Genomic DNA, 15,014 nt, shown 5'->3' with positions numbered 1-15,014 from the left:
AAGGCGCGGGCGCGGGCGGCCGGAGGGAAGGGGTCGGCTATTATGGTCCGGCGCCTGGCGATTTGCTGCCGGCGGCCGCGGCGCCTGCCGTTCTCTTCATGGCCCTTCTACCCACTTTCACGACCCTCGGCTCCGGACCCACCGTGCTCATGCTGCACGACGCGGACGGCGACCACCTCACCTTCGCTCCCCAGGTCGAGACCCTGGCGACGGCCGGCTACCGCGCCGTGGCCTGGGACATGCCCGGCTATGGCCGCAGCGCCCCCATCGAGCCCTACAGCTTCAAGGGACTGGCCAACAGCTGCGTGCAGCTGCTGCAGGCGCTGCAGTGCGGCCCCGCCGTGCTGGTGGGCCACGGCCTGGGCGCCATGATCGCCATCGAGGTGGCGCTGCGCGAGCCTTCGCTGGTGCGCCGGCTGGTGCTGTGCAGCGGCGGGCCGGCCCTGGATGCGCACAGCCTGGACGAATGGGTGGCGCCGCGCCTGGCCGAGCTGGACGCCGGCCAGTCGATGGAGCAGATCGCCCAGCGCCTGGTGCCGCGCCACATCGGCACCGGCGCATTGCCCGAGGGCGTGCGCCTGGCGGGCCACGCCATGGGCCAGGTGCACCGCTCGGCCTACCGCCGTGCGCTGGAGGCGCTGCCCACGTTCGCGCGCAGTGCGGCCGAGCTGTCGCGCCTGCACATGCCCACCTTGCTGCTGGGCGGCGAGCAGGACCGCTGCACCCCACCCGAGGCGCTGCAGGCGCTGGCGCAGGTGCTGCCCGATGCGCGCCACCTGGACCTGCCCCACGTCGGCCACTGGCCGCAGCTGGAAGACCCCGACGGCTTCGACGGCGCGCTGCTGGCGTTCCTGGCTGCTTCCGAGCGGGTGCTGCATTGAGCGCCGCCGACCGCACGCCGCGCGGCGCCGCCGCGGCCGCCCTGCCCTGGCTGCTGCCCCTGGGGGCGGCGCTGGCCCTGGCGCTGATGGGCACGCGCATCTGGAACCCGGACCTGGTGGGCGGCGCGCGCGTGCCGCTCGGCGAGGGGCCGGCCACCGCCCAGGTGACGGTGCCTGCCCGCATGGCCGGCATGCAGTCGGCCGTGATCGTGCAGCCCCGGTCTCCGCAGGCGCCCTTGCCGCAGGCCCGCACGCCGGAACGGGGCGTGGCCCCTTCCCATGCCGGCCCCGGCGCGCCGCATAAGGCGGCGTCCGCACCGGCCCCGGTGCCATCGCCGCCCGGCACGGCCGCCGCGGAGCCCGACACCGCCTGCCCGCTGCTCCTGCCGCGCCTGCCCGGCATCTCCAAGGCCCAGTGCCAGTCCGCCCACCTGGTGCCCAGCGGCGCGCTGTCGCGCAACGGCATCCCCCTGTACTGGCGCGACGTGCCGCCGGCCGGCCTGGCCCCGGGCACGGTGCCGCTGCGCGTGCTGGTGGTGGGCGCCATGCATGGCGACGAGCCCACGGCGGCGTCGCTCGCGCTGCGCTGGATCGGGTTCGCCGAAACGCGCCTGCTGCCCACGCGGCGGCCGGTGCACTGGCGGTTCATTCCCGCGCTGAACCCGGACGGCATGCTCGCCAGGCCCGCCACCCGGGTGAACGCGCGCGGCGTGGACCTGAACCGCAACTTCCCCACCCCCAACTGGGAGCGCGACGCCCCCATCTATTGGGAGAAGCGCACCCGCCGCGACCCCCGCCGCTGGCCCGGCCCCGCGGCGCTGTCGGAGCCCGAATCGCAGTTCCTGCACACGCAGATGGCGCAGTTCGAGCCCGATCTGGTGGTCAGCATCCATGCGCCCTACGGCGTGCTCGACTTCGACGGCCCGCAGCCGCCGCCCAGCCGGCTGGGGCGCCTGCGGCTGGACCAGCTGGGCATCTTCCCGGGCTCGCTCGGGCACTACGGCAGCGTGCACCTGGGGCTGCCCGTGGTCACCATCGAGCTGCAGCACGAGCTGCGCATGCCGCAGGACGACGAGGTGCGCGTGATGTGGCGCGACCTGCTGCGCTGGATGGACGAACATCTGACCGTCGTGGACGGCCAGGCATCACCGCAAAAATAGCCTCCAGCGCAGATTCGACTAGGGCATTATGCTATTAAAAATGTAGCAGCCGATGCCAGAGCCTGCGCATCGGACTGCACCGCGCCGGGCGGGCCGCCCTTGCCCCACAGGGCGCCGCCCCAGGGCATGGCCAGGAACTGCGCGCACAGCCGAACCGAATCGATCATGGGCTGCGCCTTGGCGCGGTCGCCGCTGGTGGTGATGAGCAGCAGCGTCTTGGCCGCCATGGGCTCCTTGAACGGCTGGCCCGGAATGCGCATCCAGCCGCTCCAGTGGTCCAGGTAGGTCTTGAGCGGCGAGGGAATGCTGTACCAGTACACGGGTGCGACGAACACGATGTCCGTCGCGGCGAGCGTGGCCTCCAGCAGCGTCTTCATGTCGCCGGAGGGGGCGGGGTACTCGCCGGTGGTGTGGCGCCGGTCCACGAAGGGCGGCAGTTCCATCCGCGCGAGGTTCAGCCAGGTCTGAACGGTGTCCGCCGGCAGGGCCGCGGCGGCCTGCCGCGCCAGCCATTCGGTGTTGCCGACATGGCCGGGCTCGCGGGTGGAGGTGGTGAGGAACAGGGTGTGGGAAGGCATGCCCGGCATGGTAGCGCCGGCCGGATTCGCCGCCCCCCCGGTCAGGCCGCGACCGGGGCGGACGCGGCGGCACCCGCGGCCACGCCCTGGCCCAGGAAGCCGAAGGCCATGGCCGGCCGCTCGCCGCTGATCAGCTCGGCCACCGCCTTGCCGGAACCCGCGCCGTGCGTCCAGCCCAGCGTGCCGTGGCCCGCGTTGACCCACAGCTTGCCCACGCGCGTGCGGCCGATGAACGGAATGTTGGTGGGCGTGGCCGGGCGCAGGCCGGTCCAGTACTGCGGGTCGCCGCCTTCCTCGGGCGTGCGGGTGTCGCACACGCCGGGCAGGATGGCCTCGATGCGGCGCGACAGCATGTGGCAGCGCGCCCGCGCCAGGGGGCTGTCCAGCGACAGGTCGTAGCCGCCCAGCTCGATGGTGCCGGCCACGCGCAGCACGTTGCCCAGGCGGCTCATGGCGATCTTCTTGCCGTCGTCGATGGTCGAGACCAGCGGCGCGCCCTCGGGCCGCAGCAGCGGGAAGGTCGCGCTGTAGCCTTTGCCGGGGTAGATCGGCAGGTCCACGCCCACCGTGCGCAGCAGCGGGGCGCTGTAGGTGCCGCAGGCCACGACGATCGCATCGGCGGTGAGGTTTTGGTCTTTCTGGCCTCCAGCGCTAGTGTTTCTTGCGCGGACAGCTACTGATTCGATAGCGCTACCGGCCTGGTTCAGGCGCACCACGTCGTGGCCGTAGAGGAACTGCACGCCGCGCTCGGCGCAGCGGCGCGCGAGCTCCTGCGTGAACAGGCGGGCGTCGCCGCTTTCGTCGGTGCTGGTGTAGGTGCCGCCCGTGATGTGGTCGCCGTAGGCGCGGAAGGCCGGCTCGATCTGCAGCAGCTCGTCGCGGCTGACCAGGCGGCGCTGCACGCCGTGCCGGCGCATCACCTCGACCGCGTGGCCGGCGGCGTCGAACGATTTCTGGTCGGTGTAGAAGTGGGCGATGCCGCGCTCCAGCCGGTGGTATTCGATGCCGGTGGCACGCACCACGTCCTTCAGGGCGGCATGGCTGTAGGCGCCCAGGGCCACGATCTGCTGCACGTTGCGCTCGAACGCCGCATCGTTGCACTGCGCGAGGAATTTCAGGCCCCACCGCCACTGGTCCCAGTCGAGCTGCGGGCGAAACAGCAGCGGTGCTTCCTTGTCGAACATCCACTTGAGCGCCTTGAGCGGCGCATCGCGGTTGGCCCAGGGCTCGCAATAGCTCACCGAGATCTGCCCCGCGTTGGCGAAGCTGGTCTCCAGCGCCGCGCCGGGCTGGCGGTCCACGACGGTGACTTCATGGCCGCGCTCGAGCAGATGCCAGGCGGTGCTGATGCCGATGATGCCGGCGCCCAAGACGATGGTTTTCATGGGCTGGAGTGTGGATCGCGTTGCGGCGAATTAAAAGCAAAATTAAACTTCATCCAAATTCATCAGAACCTCTAATGCACGCACGCCCATGAGCAGCTTCGATCCCGCCGCACTGGAATGCCTGGCCGCCATCGTGGAGGAGGGCGGTTTCGAGCGCGCCGCCCAGCGCCTGAACGTCACGCAGTCGGCCGTCTCGCAGCGGCTGCGCGCCCTGGAGGCGCAGGTGGGCTCGGTGCTCATCGTGCGCAGCCGGCCGCTCAAGCCCACCACCGCAGGCCAGCTGCTGCTCAAGCACACCAAGCAGCTGCGCCTGCTGCGCGCCGACCTGGAGCGCGACCTGCAGGAACTCGCCCCGAGCGCCCCCGGCGGCGCGCGCGAGGACGAGCGCATCTCGATTGCCATCAACGCCGACAGCATTGCCACTTGGGCGCTGGAGGCGCTGCACGATCTGGTACGCCAGCGCCTGCCCGTCGAGATCATCGTGGACGACCAGGATTTCACGCAGGAGTGGCTGCGCTCGGGCCAGGTGCTGGGCTGCGTCACCACGCTCAAGCAGGCGCTGCGCGGCTGCAAGGTCGTGCCGCTCGGGGCCATGCACTACGTGGCCGTGGCCTCGCCGGCGCTGGCGGCGCGCTACCTGCCGCACGGGCTCACGCCGCACAACTTCCGCGACGTGCCGTTCCTGTCGTTCAACCGCAAGGACGACATGCAGGCCGAGTTCGTGATGCGCGCCTTCGGCCTCAAGCGCGTGGCGCTGCACCACCTGTTCGTGCCCAGCTCCGAAGGCCAGGTGCGCGCCGCCACCGCCGGCTGGGGCGCGGGCGTGGTGCCCGAGTTGCTGGTTCGCGGGGCGCTGGCCGACGGCAGCCTGGTGGACCTGGCGCCCGGCCATTCGCTGCCGATCCAGCTGTACTGGCACTGCTGGAACCTCGAATCGGAGGTGCTGGATGCGCTGTCCGAGGCGCTGACCCGCACCGCGGCCCGCATGCTGGCGGTGTAGGCCCCGGGCTGTCCCGGTACCGGGGGCCGCGGCCGGTCGCTAAGATGCGCCGCATGAACACGCCCCCGTCCCGCCCCTCCTTCAAGGCGCAAATGCACCAGGCACGGGAAGAGGCCATCGTGGCGGCTGCGGGCCGCCTGCTCGGCGAGAAGGGCTTCGAGGCCATGACGCTGGACGACGTGGCCGCCGAAGTGGGCGTGGCCAAGGCCAGCCTGTACAAGCACTTCGCCGGCAAGGACGACCTTTGCGCCGCCGCCATGGTGCATGCCGTGGACCGGCTGCAAGGGTTTTTGCAGAGCGTGCCGCCCGGCCAGTCCGCCATCGAGCGCCTGCAGGCGCTGCTGCGCTGGATGCTGTCGCTGCAGCTGACCGACGAGATGCCCCTGCTGCTGAGCCGCAACTCCGGCCTGGCCGGGCCGCTGCGCGACTGCGAGCGCTACCAGGCGTCGCTGCAGACCGCCAGCGCGCGGATCACCACCTGGATCGTGGAAGCCCAGGAGGCCGGCCAGCTGAACGCCCAGTGGCCGCCCGACGTGGTGCTGTGGGCGCTGCTGGCCCGTTCGGCCGACCCGTTGCCGGCCATGCTGCGCGCCACCGGCCGGTACACCGATGCGCGCATCCTCGACTGGGCGGTGGAGACGTGCTTCGGCGGCCTGGCCGCGCAGCAAGGGGTCAGCGCACCAGCAGCACCGGCACCTGGCTGTTCGCCAGCACCTGGGTACTGACCGAGCCCATCACCAGCTTGCCGAGCGCGCCGTGGCCGTGCGAGCCCATCACGAGCAGGTCGAACTTTCCGGTGTCCGCCACCTTGCCGAGGGTTTCGCCGATGGGACCGGTCTTCACGATCCGCTGGGCGACCACCCCGTGGCGGGCGAGGAACTTGACCACCGGGCCTATGATTTTCTCGGCCTCTTCGGCGTGGTACTTCTCGACGGTTTCCTTGCCCAGGGCGGCGCGGGCGCGGGGCGGCAGGGCGGGCTGCACGGTCACCACGGTGTATTCGTGCGTGCCGGCCAGCAGTTCCTCGTGGGTGGCGAGGTAGGCGAGCATTTTCTTGGTGTACGGGCTGCCGTCGACGGCGAGGAGGATGTTCATGAAGACGTCTCCGAAAGAGAAGGGACCAGACTAATCTGCGCGTGCGCCTGTTGTCTTGACCTGCGTCATCTTTGTATGCCCTGCGCGGCGAAAGCGCCGGCGTGAAAGCCGGCACCTGCGAACGATCATACGGTGGCGGTGAAATGCGGCGAGAAGGTGTCCTGCTCGCCCTTGCGGGCATAGCCCAGCGGGTTGGCCACCACGCGGCAGCGCCAGGGCGTGCCATCGGCCCGCACGCCCTGCACCGTGTAGTCGCTCGGCGAATGCAGGTGGCCGTGCATCCACAGCTGGGCATGGGGCAGCAGATCGTCCAGCGCATTGCAGAACCCCGCGGTGCCGGGAATCAACCCGTAGCGCGGGTCGGCGCTTTTCAGGCTGGGGGCGAAGTGCGTCACGGCCACGGTGGGGCCGTCGAACGGGCGCGCGAGCGCGTCGCGCAGCCAGGCCTGGCAGGCCAGGGACTGCTCGCGCATCGGTTCGGCCAGGAAGGGCTCGCCGCTGCGGGTGCCGCCGGTCTTGCGCAGGTAGAAGTTGGCGGCGCGAAAGGCCTTCTCGCGCTGGCGCAGGCGGCGAGCCAGGTCGGTGCTGCCCTCGTCCTCGGCCAGCGCGTCGAAATCGCTCCAGAGGGTGGTGCCGACGAAGCGCACGCCTTCCAGCACCACGCTTTCGCGTTCCAGCCAGATCAGGCCCAGGCGGTCGCACACTTGGCGCAGGCGCTGCTGGGCGGCATCGAAGTCCTGCATGTCGTATTCATGGTTGCCGGGCACGAACAGCACCGGCGTGGGCCAGCCGGCGAACTGCGGCAGCGGGGAAAAGCGCGCCAGCCCGAAGTCGTCGTCGGCCAGTTGCGAGCCGGATTGGTAGGAGCCGATGTCGCCGGCCAGCACGAGCACGTCGGCGCCCGGGGCGGGGCTGGGGGCGAAGGCAGGGTGGGCTTCCAGGTGCAGATCGGACAGCAGTTGAATCTTCATGCCGCCGATTGTGGAGGTTGGCGCGGGGCCGCCGTCAGGCCACGGGAGGGCGCCGGGCCGTGGGCAGTGCCGAGCGCACCATCGCGCCCCGCAGCCAGCGGTGGGCCGCATCGTGCAGGCGGCGGCGGTGCCACAGCGCATCGACATGCACCGTGGGCAGCGGCATGGGCAACGGGCGCCACACCAGTTCGCCGGCGATGCTGGCCACGCCCACGAAGTGGCGCGGCAGCACGGTGAGCAGGTCGGTGGTGGTCACCACGCGTCCTGCGGTGAAGAACTGGTTCACCGTGAGCACGATGCGCCGCTCGCGGCCCAGCGCGGTGAGCGCCTCGTCGATGAAGCCGTAGGGCTTGCCGGAAAAGCTCACCAGCAGATGGCGCGCGTTGCAGTACAGGTCGAGCGTCATCGGCACCTGGGCGAGCGGGTGGCCGTGGCGCATCACGCACACGTATTCGCCGTCGTACAGGCGCACGCTTTCGAAGGCCACCACGCTGTCGGTCTGGGCGCGCGCGGTCAGGTCGGCCATCACCGCGGGGAAGTAGCCCACGGCCATGTCGGCGGATTCGTCGTCCAGCATGCTGCGCGGATCGCGCGTGGTGAGCGGCACCACGCGCACGGACACCCCGGGCGCCTCGCGCTCGATGATCTCCACCAGCGGCGGGATCAGCGTGGCGCCCGTGGCGTCGGCCATGGCCAGCACGAAGGTGGAACTGGCGGTGGCAGGGTCGAAATCCCCCGGCGCCAGCGACTGTTGCAATTGCGCCAAGGCCTGCCGCACCGGCGGCCACAGCGTGAGCGCCCGGGGCGTGGGCTGCACGCCCTGCCCGCTGCGCACCACCAGATCGTCGCCCAGCACCTCGCGCAGGCGCCGCAGCGCGTTGCTCACGGCCGGCTGGGTGAGCGACAGCTTGTGCGCCGCACGGGTGAGGTTGCGCTCGGTCATCACCTCATCGAACACGCGCAGCAGGTTCAGGTCGAGTGAGCGGAAGTTGAGAGGCAGCATGTTGAACCATCACCTCAATGAATGACTGAGATTCAAAATATAAAGTGGAACAGTCATGGGGTAAACCCTAAGATTCACGCATTCGCCCGGCAATTTCGCCAAAAGCGTCTGAAAAGGGTCCTCATCATGGCAAATTTTGTACACATCGAATACCGCACCGAACACCCCGGCGTGCAGCGCGCAGAGCGCTTCGCCGCTTCTCTGAAGGGCGCTGCCGCCAGCCTGGACGGCGCACGGGGCGCATCCTCCCTGCTGCTGGCCGCCGTCGTGGCCGCCGTGCTGGTGGTCGCCAACCAAGTGGTCGACACCCGCGCCGAAGGCCACATGCTGGCCGCCTGGATGGTCATGTGGGTGATCGCCTTCGCCGCGCTGGCCCTCCTGGCCGGTCCCGCCCGCCGCGCCAGCGCCGTGTTGCGCTCCGGCTACAAGGCCTGGGCCGAAGCCCGCCGCCGTGAAGCCGAAGACGAAAAGACCTGGAACGCCGCACTGTACGACGCCCGCATCATGGCCGACCTGAGCCGTGCCATGAACGGCATCGCCGTGGACAACATCCGCCGCTACTACTGAGATCGGCGGCCGGAACGGCCGCGAAGTCTCCCCATCAAGGGCGCCCCACCAGGCGCCCTTTTTCTTTTTCATGGCGCGCCGGGTACGGGCTCCGCACCCCTTGCCAGCCACCGCTGGCGCCAGCGCTCCAGGCCGTAATAGATGACAGGGGTGGTGTACAGCGTGAGCAACTGGCTGACCGCCAGCCCCCCCATGATGGCCAGGCCCAGCGGCCGGCGCAGCTCGGAGCCTTCGCCCGTGCCGAGCACCAGGGGCAGCGCGCCGAGCAGGCCTGCCAGATTGGTCATCAGGATCGGGCGCAGCCGCAGCGCCGCCGCGCGGCGGATAGCCTGCTGTGGCGGCAACCCCTCGCGGCGCTGGGCGTCGAGCGCGAAGTCGATCATCAGGATGGCGTTCTTCATGACCACGCCGATGAGCAGAAACAGCCCCAGCAGCGCCATGAGGCTGAACGGGGTGTTGGTCAGCCACAACGCCAGCAGCGCGCCGACGCCCGCCGGCGGGACGGTGGAGAGGATCGTGAGCGGGTGTACCAGGCTCTCGTACAGCACCCCCAGCACCAGGTAAACGGCCAGCACCACGCCGAGGATGAGCCAGGGCTGCGAGCGCACCGCGCTGGCCCGTGCCGCGTCTTCCCCGGACGGCGCCAGGTGCACCGAGGCGGGCAGCATGACGCGCGCCATCACGGCGTTGAGGGCACGCTGGCCCTGCTCCTGCGTCACGCCGGGGGCGAGGCTGTAGCCGATGTACATCGACGCGAACAGCGCGTCGTGCCACACCTGGTCCTCCGCCAGCCCGTAGCGCCACGTGGCAAAGGCGGTGAGCGGCACGCGCGATCCGTTCGGGGTGAGCACCTGCATCTGCGCCAGCGATTGCGGCTGCGAAGTGAAGCGCGGGTCCACCTCCATCACCACGCGGTACTGGTTGAGCCGGTCGTACAGCGTGGTCACCTGGCGCTGGGCGTAGGAGTTGTTCAACACGGACGCCACGGCCTGCATGTCCACCCCCAGCCGCTGCGCGGCCTCGCGGTCGATGTCCACCACCACCTGCTGCGCGCCACCGTCGCTCACGGCCTGCACGTCGGTGAATTCCGGTGCCTCGCCCATGGCCAGCGACACCTTCCGGGCCCAGGTGCGCAGCGAGCGAACTTCGCCCGAGCGCAGGATGACGGCCGTCTCGGCCTCGCCGAACGACACGCCGCCGATCTGGATGTCCTGCTCGATGCTCGGGCTCAGCACCCCGCCCGGCACGGCTGGCGCCTTCTCGCGAAGCCGGTTGACCACGGCTTGCGTCGGCTCGCCGCCACGCTCCGCCAGGGGTTTGAGGCTGACGATGAAAAAACTGTTGGCGATGCTGCCGCTGCCGCCGCTGGTGCCGGCCACGTGGGCCACGGCCGGGTCAGCCAGCAGCAGACGGCGGTAGGCCTCGATCTTCGGCTGCATCACCTGGAACGAAAAGCCATCGTCGCCGCGGATGAAAGCGTGGACGATGCCGGTGTCCTGACGCGGCATCATGATCTTGGGCAGCGACTGGTAGAGCCACACGTTCACGCCCACGACGGCCAGGAAGGCGAGCAGCACCACGAAGCTGTGGCGCAGCGCCCAACCCAGGCTGCGGTCGTAGCCGTGGCGCAGGTCGGCCAGCATCGCGGCGCTGGCGGCCCCCACGCGAGCGGCCCAGGCATGCCGCGCCTGTGCCTGGCGTGCGCTGCGCTGCCCGCGCAGCCCATAGGCGCACAACACGGGCGTGAGCGTCAGGGACACCACCAGCGAGATCACCACCGCCGCCGCCAGCGTGATGGAGAACTCGCGGAACAGCCGCTGCACCACGCCGCCCATGAACAGGATCGAGACAAAGACCACCACGAGGGCGAGCGTCATCGCCACCAGCGTGAAACCCACCTCGCCCGCGCCGCGCAGCGCGGCGCGCAACGGCGTCATGCCGCGTTCGATGTAGCGCTCCACGTTTTCCAGCACCACGATCGCGTCGTCCACCACCAGGCCGGCCGCCACGATGAGGGCCATGAGCGACAGGTTGTTGAGCGAAAAGCCCGCCAGGTACATCACCGTGAACGTGCCGATGAGCGACACCGGGATCGCCACGGTGGGAATGAGCGCCGTGCGCAGCCGCCCGAGGAAGGCCGCCACCACGGCCACCACCAGCGCTACCGAGAGCGCGAGCGTGAGATGCGCCTCGCGCAGCGTGGCCCGGATGCCCTGCGAACGCTCGACGACGATGTCCAGCCGCGCGCTCGCAGGCACCAGCGTGCGCAGGTAGGGCAGCTGCGCACGGATCGCGTCCACGGTCGCCACCGTATTGGCGCCGGGCTGGCGCCGCACCTGCAGGATGACGGCATCGCGCTCGTTGTGGAAGCCGCTGCTGTAGCGGTTCTCGGTGGAGTCGGTCACCCGGGCCACGTCGGACAGTCGCACCGGGGCGTTCTCGGCCCAGCGAACCACGAGCGACTCGTAGTCGGCCGCCCGGGCCGGCGCGCCATCCAGCGCCAGGGGCCAGTGGCGGGCGCCTTCTTCCACCGCGCCCAGGGGCTGCACCGAGCCGGCCCGCACGATGGCCGAACGCACCTCGTCCAGCGACAGCCCCTGGTGCGCCAGAGCGCCCGGATCGAGCTGCACCCGCACCGCCGGCAGCGAGGCGCCCCCGACCGAGACATCGGACACACCCGGCACCCGCGCGATCTTCTGCGCCAGGATCGTGGAGGCGGCGTCGTACAGCGCCGAGGGCGCCAGGTCCGGCGACGACAGCGCCAGCACCACGATGGGCCGCTGGGACGACTGGATCTTGCGGAAGGTCGGGTTGCCCTTCATGCCCGCCGGCAACTGGCTGCGCACTGCGTTGATCGCCGCCTGCACGTCGCGCGCGGCCGCATCCAGGTCGCGGCCCAGCACGAACTCGAGCTTCACCTCTGTCGTGCCCTGGTTGCTGCTGGACGAAATGGCCGCCACGCCGGCAATCGCACCGAGGGCGCGCTCCAGCGGGGCGGCCACGGTGGCGGCCATGCTTTCGGGGCTGCCGCCGGGCAGGCTGGCGCTCACGCGGATGACGGGGTAGTCCACCTGCGGCAGCGCCGCCACGGGCAGCAGCCGCCAGGCCAGCAGGCCCATCAGCACCAGCGCCAGCGACAGCAGCGAGGTGGCCACCGGACGGCGGATGCACAGGCGCGCCAGGTTCATGGCCCGTTGCCCGCCGTGCCGTCCTGCCAGGCCGCACGGCGGCGCGAGAGCCTTTGCCCCAGCCGGTCGAAATACAGATACACCACGGGGGTGGTGAAGAGCGTGAGCACCTGGCTGACCACCAGCCCGCCCACCATCACGATGCCCAGCGGCTGGCGCAACTCCGCGCCCGAGCCCTGTGCGAGCATGAGGGGCAGTGCGCCCACCAGGGCGGCCAGCGTCGTCATGAGGATGGGGCGCAGTCGCAGCAGCGCGGCACGCCGGATGGCCTCGTGCGCGGGCAGCCCGAGGCGACGCTGCGCATCCAGGGCGAAGTCCACCATCATGATCCCGTTCTTCTTCACCAGGCCGATGAGCAGCACGATGCCGATCACCGCGATCAGGTCCAGCGGGCGGCCGCTGATGAGCAGGGCCAGCAGCGCGCCGACGGTGGCCGAGGGCAGCGTGGAGAGGATGGTGATGGGGTGGATGGTGCTTTCGTAGAGCACCCCGAGCACGATGTACATGGTGACGACAGCGGCCAACACCAGCCACAGTGTGTTGGACAGCGATGCGCGGAACGCCTCTGCCGCGCCCTGAAAGCGCGTCTCGATCTGGGGCGGCAGGCCGGTGGCCGCAAGCTCCCGTTCGATGGCCGCCACGGCCGCCCCGAGCGAGTGGCCCGCGCCCAGGTTGAACGACACCGTGGCCGCCGGAAACTGGCCCTGCTGCAGGACCTGCAGCGGCGCGGGCTGCTGGGTGATGCGCGCCACGGCCGCCAGCGGCACGCTGCGCCCGGACGGCGTGGACACGAACGTGGTCTGCAGCGCATCCAGCCCGCGTGCGTGGCGCGGATCGACCTCCAGCACCACGCGGTACTGGCTGGCCTGGGTGAACAACGTGACAATCTGCCGCTGCGCATAGGCGTTCTGCAAGGCGGTGGCGATGTCTGCCACGGTGAGTCCCAGGCGCGCAGCGGCGTCGCGGTCCACCTCCACATGCGCCTGCCGGCCCTGCTGCTGCAGGTCGCTGGCCACATCCGCCAGTTCGGCGCGGGCGCGCAACCGCTCCACCAGGCGTGGCACCCAGGTGTCGAGCAATGCCGGGTCCGGCGTGGTGAGGGTGAACAGGTACTGCGTGCGGCTCACGCGGTCTTCGATGGAGAGTTCCTGCACCGGCTGGAACCAGGCCGTGATGCCGCCCACCTGGCGCGCGCGGGCGCGCAGGCTGTCCAGGATGGCGCGGGCACTGGCCTGCCGTTCTCCATGGGCGCGCAGGTTGATGAGCATGCGCCCGCTGGAGAGCGAGGCATTGCTGCCGTCCACCCCCACGAAGGACGAAAGGCTCGCCACATCCGGCTCCTGCAGCAGTGCGTCGGCCAGCGCCTGCTGGCGCTGCGACACCACGGTGAACGAGCTGTCGGGCGCCACCTCGGTCACCACCTGGACCACCCCGCTGTCCTGCACCGGAAAGAATCCCTTGGGCACGGCCAGGTAGAGCAGGACGGTGAGGACCAACGTGGCCAGCATCGCCAGCATCGTCAGGCCCTGGTGCGCGAGCACCGCATCGATCGCGCGGCCATAGCGTTCGAGCACGCGGTCCATGAAGCCCGTGCCCTTGCCTTCGCCGGGCGGCGCGTGAAGGGGGGCCTTGAGCAGCCGGGCGCTCATCATCGGCGTGAGCGTGAGCGACACCAGCAGCGAGATTCCGATGGCCACGGCCAGCGTGAGTGCGAACTCGTGGAACAGCCGCCCGACCACGTCGCGCATGAACAGCAGCGGAATCAGCACGGCCACCAGCGACACGGTGAGCGAGACCAGGGTGAACCCGATCTCCGACGCGCCTTTGAGCGCCGCCTGCAGCGGCGGCAGGCCCTGCTCTCGGTGGCGCGCGATGTTCTCCAGCATGACGATGGCATCGTCGACCACGAAGCCCGTGGCGATGGTGAGCGCCATCAGGCTCAGGTTGTTGACCGAAAAGCCCAGCAGGTACATCACGCCGAAGGTGCCCACCAGCGACAGCGGCACCACGACACCCGGAATGAAAGTGGCCGTGGCGCTGCGCAGGAACAGGAAGGTCACCAGCACGACCAGACCCACCGCGAACACCAGCTCGAGTTGCACATCGCGCACCGAGGCGCGGATGCTCTGCGTGCGGTCGGTGAGCAGTGCCACGTCCACGGCGGCGGGCAGGGTGGCGGTGAGTTGGGGCAGCAGGGCGCGCACCCGGTCGGCGACGTCGATCACGTTGGCACCCGGTTGCCGCTGCACGTTGAGCAGCACGGCCGGCTGCCGATCGGCCCATGCGGCCAGAAAGCGATCTTCCGGGCCGGATTCGATGGTGGCTACGTCGCCCAGGCGGATCGGGGCGCCCGGCGGGGCGGTGCCTGTGCCGGCGACGGTCGGGGTGGACGCCACCGTCCCGGTAGGGGTGCGCCAGGCGACGATGAGCCGGCGGTAGGCGTCCGGCGAGGTGATCTGGTCGTTCGCATCCAGCAAGGTGGTGCGGTAGGGGCCGTCGAAGCTGCCCTTGGGCTGGTTGGCATTGGCGCCCGCGATCGCCCGGCGCACGTCTTCCATGCCCAGTTGCTGCGCCGCCAGCGCCGTGGGGTTCACCCGCACGCGCAGGGCCGGGCGCTGACCGCCTGCCAGGCTCACCAGACCCACGCCCGACAGCTGCGCGAGCTTTTGTGCCATGCGCGTTTCCACGAGGTCGTGCACCTCGTGCAGCGGCAGGCTCGTCGAGGTGATGGCCAGGGTGAGGATGGGCGCGTCGGCCGGGTTCACCTTGCGGTAGATCGGCGGTGCGGGCAGGTCGGCGGGCAGCAGGCTGGCCGCGGTGTTGAGCGCGGACTGCACGTTCTGCTCCCCCACGGCCAGATCCGCGTCAAGCATGAACTGCAGCGTGATGACCGAGGCACCGCTGGAGCTGGTGGACGACATTTGCCGCAGGCCCGGGATCTGCCCAAGCCGGCGCTCCAGCGGTGCGGTGATGGCGCGGGCCGTGACATCCGGGCTGGCGCCGGGCTGGAAGGTGAACACCTGGATGACGGGGTAGTCCACCTGCGGCAGCGCCGCCACCGGCAGCAGGCGCCAGGCGATCGCCCCTGCGATGAGCAGCGCCAGCATGAGCAGCAGCGTTGCCACCGGGCGCAGGATGAACGCGCGCGATAGATTCATGGCAGCGGCACCAGGGCGACGGTCGGGT

General features: G+C 70.5%; 12 protein-coding genes. 5 read left to right on the top strand and 7 right to left on the bottom strand.

Annotated features, from left to right (window positions below; translation table 11 throughout):
* Positions 1 to 98: 98 nt before the first annotated feature.
* Together AVAK2825_RS09235 and AVAK2825_RS09230 are read left to right on the top strand one after the other, a co-directional pair.
* Positions 99 to 881 carry an alpha/beta fold hydrolase gene (locus AVAK2825_RS09235; protein ID WP_272566145.1) on the top strand — a complete coding sequence of 261 codons (783 nt, stop codon included), beginning with the start codon at positions 99 to 101 and terminating at the stop codon, positions 879 to 881.
* Positions 878 to 2,041: a M14 family zinc carboxypeptidase gene (locus tag AVAK2825_RS09230; RefSeq protein WP_284397004.1), complete on the top strand. Its 1,164-nt coding sequence runs from the start codon at positions 878 to 880 to the stop codon at positions 2,039 to 2,041. The genes AVAK2825_RS09235 and AVAK2825_RS09230 overlap by 4 nt, the downstream gene beginning before the upstream one ends.
* Positions 2,042 to 2,067: 26 nt before the next feature.
* Here the strand turns inward: AVAK2825_RS09230 and AVAK2825_RS09225 are convergent, their stop codons facing one another.
* Positions 2,068 to 2,628 carry an NAD(P)H-dependent oxidoreductase gene (locus AVAK2825_RS09225; RefSeq protein WP_284397002.1) on the bottom strand — a complete coding sequence of 187 codons (561 nt, stop codon included), beginning with the start codon at positions 2,626 to 2,628 and terminating at the stop codon, positions 2,068 to 2,070.
* A 32-nt stretch (positions 2,629 to 2,660) separates the two neighbouring features.
* Positions 2,661 to 4,004 (bottom strand): D-amino acid dehydrogenase, encoded by a 1,344-nt coding sequence (locus AVAK2825_RS09220; RefSeq protein WP_284396998.1) that lies wholly within the window; start codon positions 4,002 to 4,004, stop codon positions 2,661 to 2,663.
* Between the two features lie 88 nt (positions 4,005 to 4,092).
* On the opposite strand from AVAK2825_RS09220, the gene AVAK2825_RS09215 reads away from it, so the two are divergent.
* The gene (locus AVAK2825_RS09215) at positions 4,093 to 5,004 is read left to right on the top strand and encodes a LysR family transcriptional regulator ArgP (protein ID WP_272566141.1); all 912 of its coding nucleotides are present in this window, start codon (positions 4,093 to 4,095) and stop codon (positions 5,002 to 5,004) included.
* Between the two features lie 53 nt (positions 5,005 to 5,057).
* Complete coding sequence (locus AVAK2825_RS09210) at positions 5,058 to 5,729, top strand: TetR/AcrR family transcriptional regulator (protein ID WP_284396992.1); 672 nt, start codon at positions 5,058 to 5,060, stop codon at positions 5,727 to 5,729.
* Here the strand turns inward: AVAK2825_RS09210 and AVAK2825_RS09205 are convergent.
* The 3 genes from AVAK2825_RS09205 to AVAK2825_RS09195 all read right to left on the bottom strand — a co-directional run bounded on the left by AVAK2825_RS09205 (position 5,677) and on the right by AVAK2825_RS09195 (position 8,073).
* Positions 5,677 to 6,099 (bottom strand): universal stress protein, encoded by a 423-nt coding sequence (locus tag AVAK2825_RS09205; protein ID WP_284396990.1) that lies wholly within the window; start codon positions 6,097 to 6,099, stop codon positions 5,677 to 5,679. The two genes, AVAK2825_RS09210 and AVAK2825_RS09205, sit on opposite strands and share 53 nt — an antisense overlap.
* 125 nt (positions 6,100 to 6,224) lie before the next feature.
* Positions 6,225 to 7,070: a metallophosphoesterase gene (locus AVAK2825_RS09200; RefSeq protein WP_284396988.1), complete on the bottom strand. Its 846-nt coding sequence runs from the start codon at positions 7,068 to 7,070 to the stop codon at positions 6,225 to 6,227.
* Positions 7,071 to 7,104: 34 nt separating this feature from the next.
* A complete protein-coding gene (locus AVAK2825_RS09195) occupies positions 7,105 to 8,073 on the bottom strand; it encodes a LysR family transcriptional regulator (RefSeq protein ID WP_272566136.1) in 969 nt (322 codons plus the stop codon).
* 126 nt (positions 8,074 to 8,199) lie between these two features.
* On the opposite strand from AVAK2825_RS09195, the gene AVAK2825_RS09190 reads away from it, so the two are divergent.
* The gene (locus AVAK2825_RS09190) at positions 8,200 to 8,640 is read left to right on the top strand and encodes a hypothetical protein (protein ID WP_272566134.1); all 441 of its coding nucleotides are present in this window, start codon (positions 8,200 to 8,202) and stop codon (positions 8,638 to 8,640) included.
* Positions 8,641 to 8,708: 68 nt separating this feature from the next.
* Here AVAK2825_RS09190 and AVAK2825_RS09185 read toward each other — a convergent pair whose 3' ends face one another.
* Both AVAK2825_RS09185 and AVAK2825_RS09180 read right to left on the bottom strand, forming a co-directional pair.
* Entirely contained in the window at positions 8,709 to 11,828 is a 3,120-nt protein-coding gene (locus tag AVAK2825_RS09185) for an efflux RND transporter permease subunit (RefSeq protein WP_284396984.1), read from the bottom strand.
* Entirely contained in the window at positions 11,825 to 14,986 is a 3,162-nt protein-coding gene (locus AVAK2825_RS09180) for an efflux RND transporter permease subunit (RefSeq protein WP_284396980.1), read from the bottom strand. The genes AVAK2825_RS09185 and AVAK2825_RS09180 overlap by 4 nt, the downstream gene beginning before the upstream one ends.
* Positions 14,987 to 15,014 lie beyond the last annotated feature (28 nt).

The sequence above is a fragment of the Acidovorax sp. SUPP2825 genome, assembly GCF_030158995.1.
In the GTDB taxonomy this organism is placed as follows: Bacteria; Pseudomonadota; Gammaproteobacteria; order Burkholderiales; family Burkholderiaceae_C; genus Paracidovorax.
Note: the sequence above shows the minus strand (reverse complement) of the source record. Positions and strands in the feature narration are given on the sequence as shown.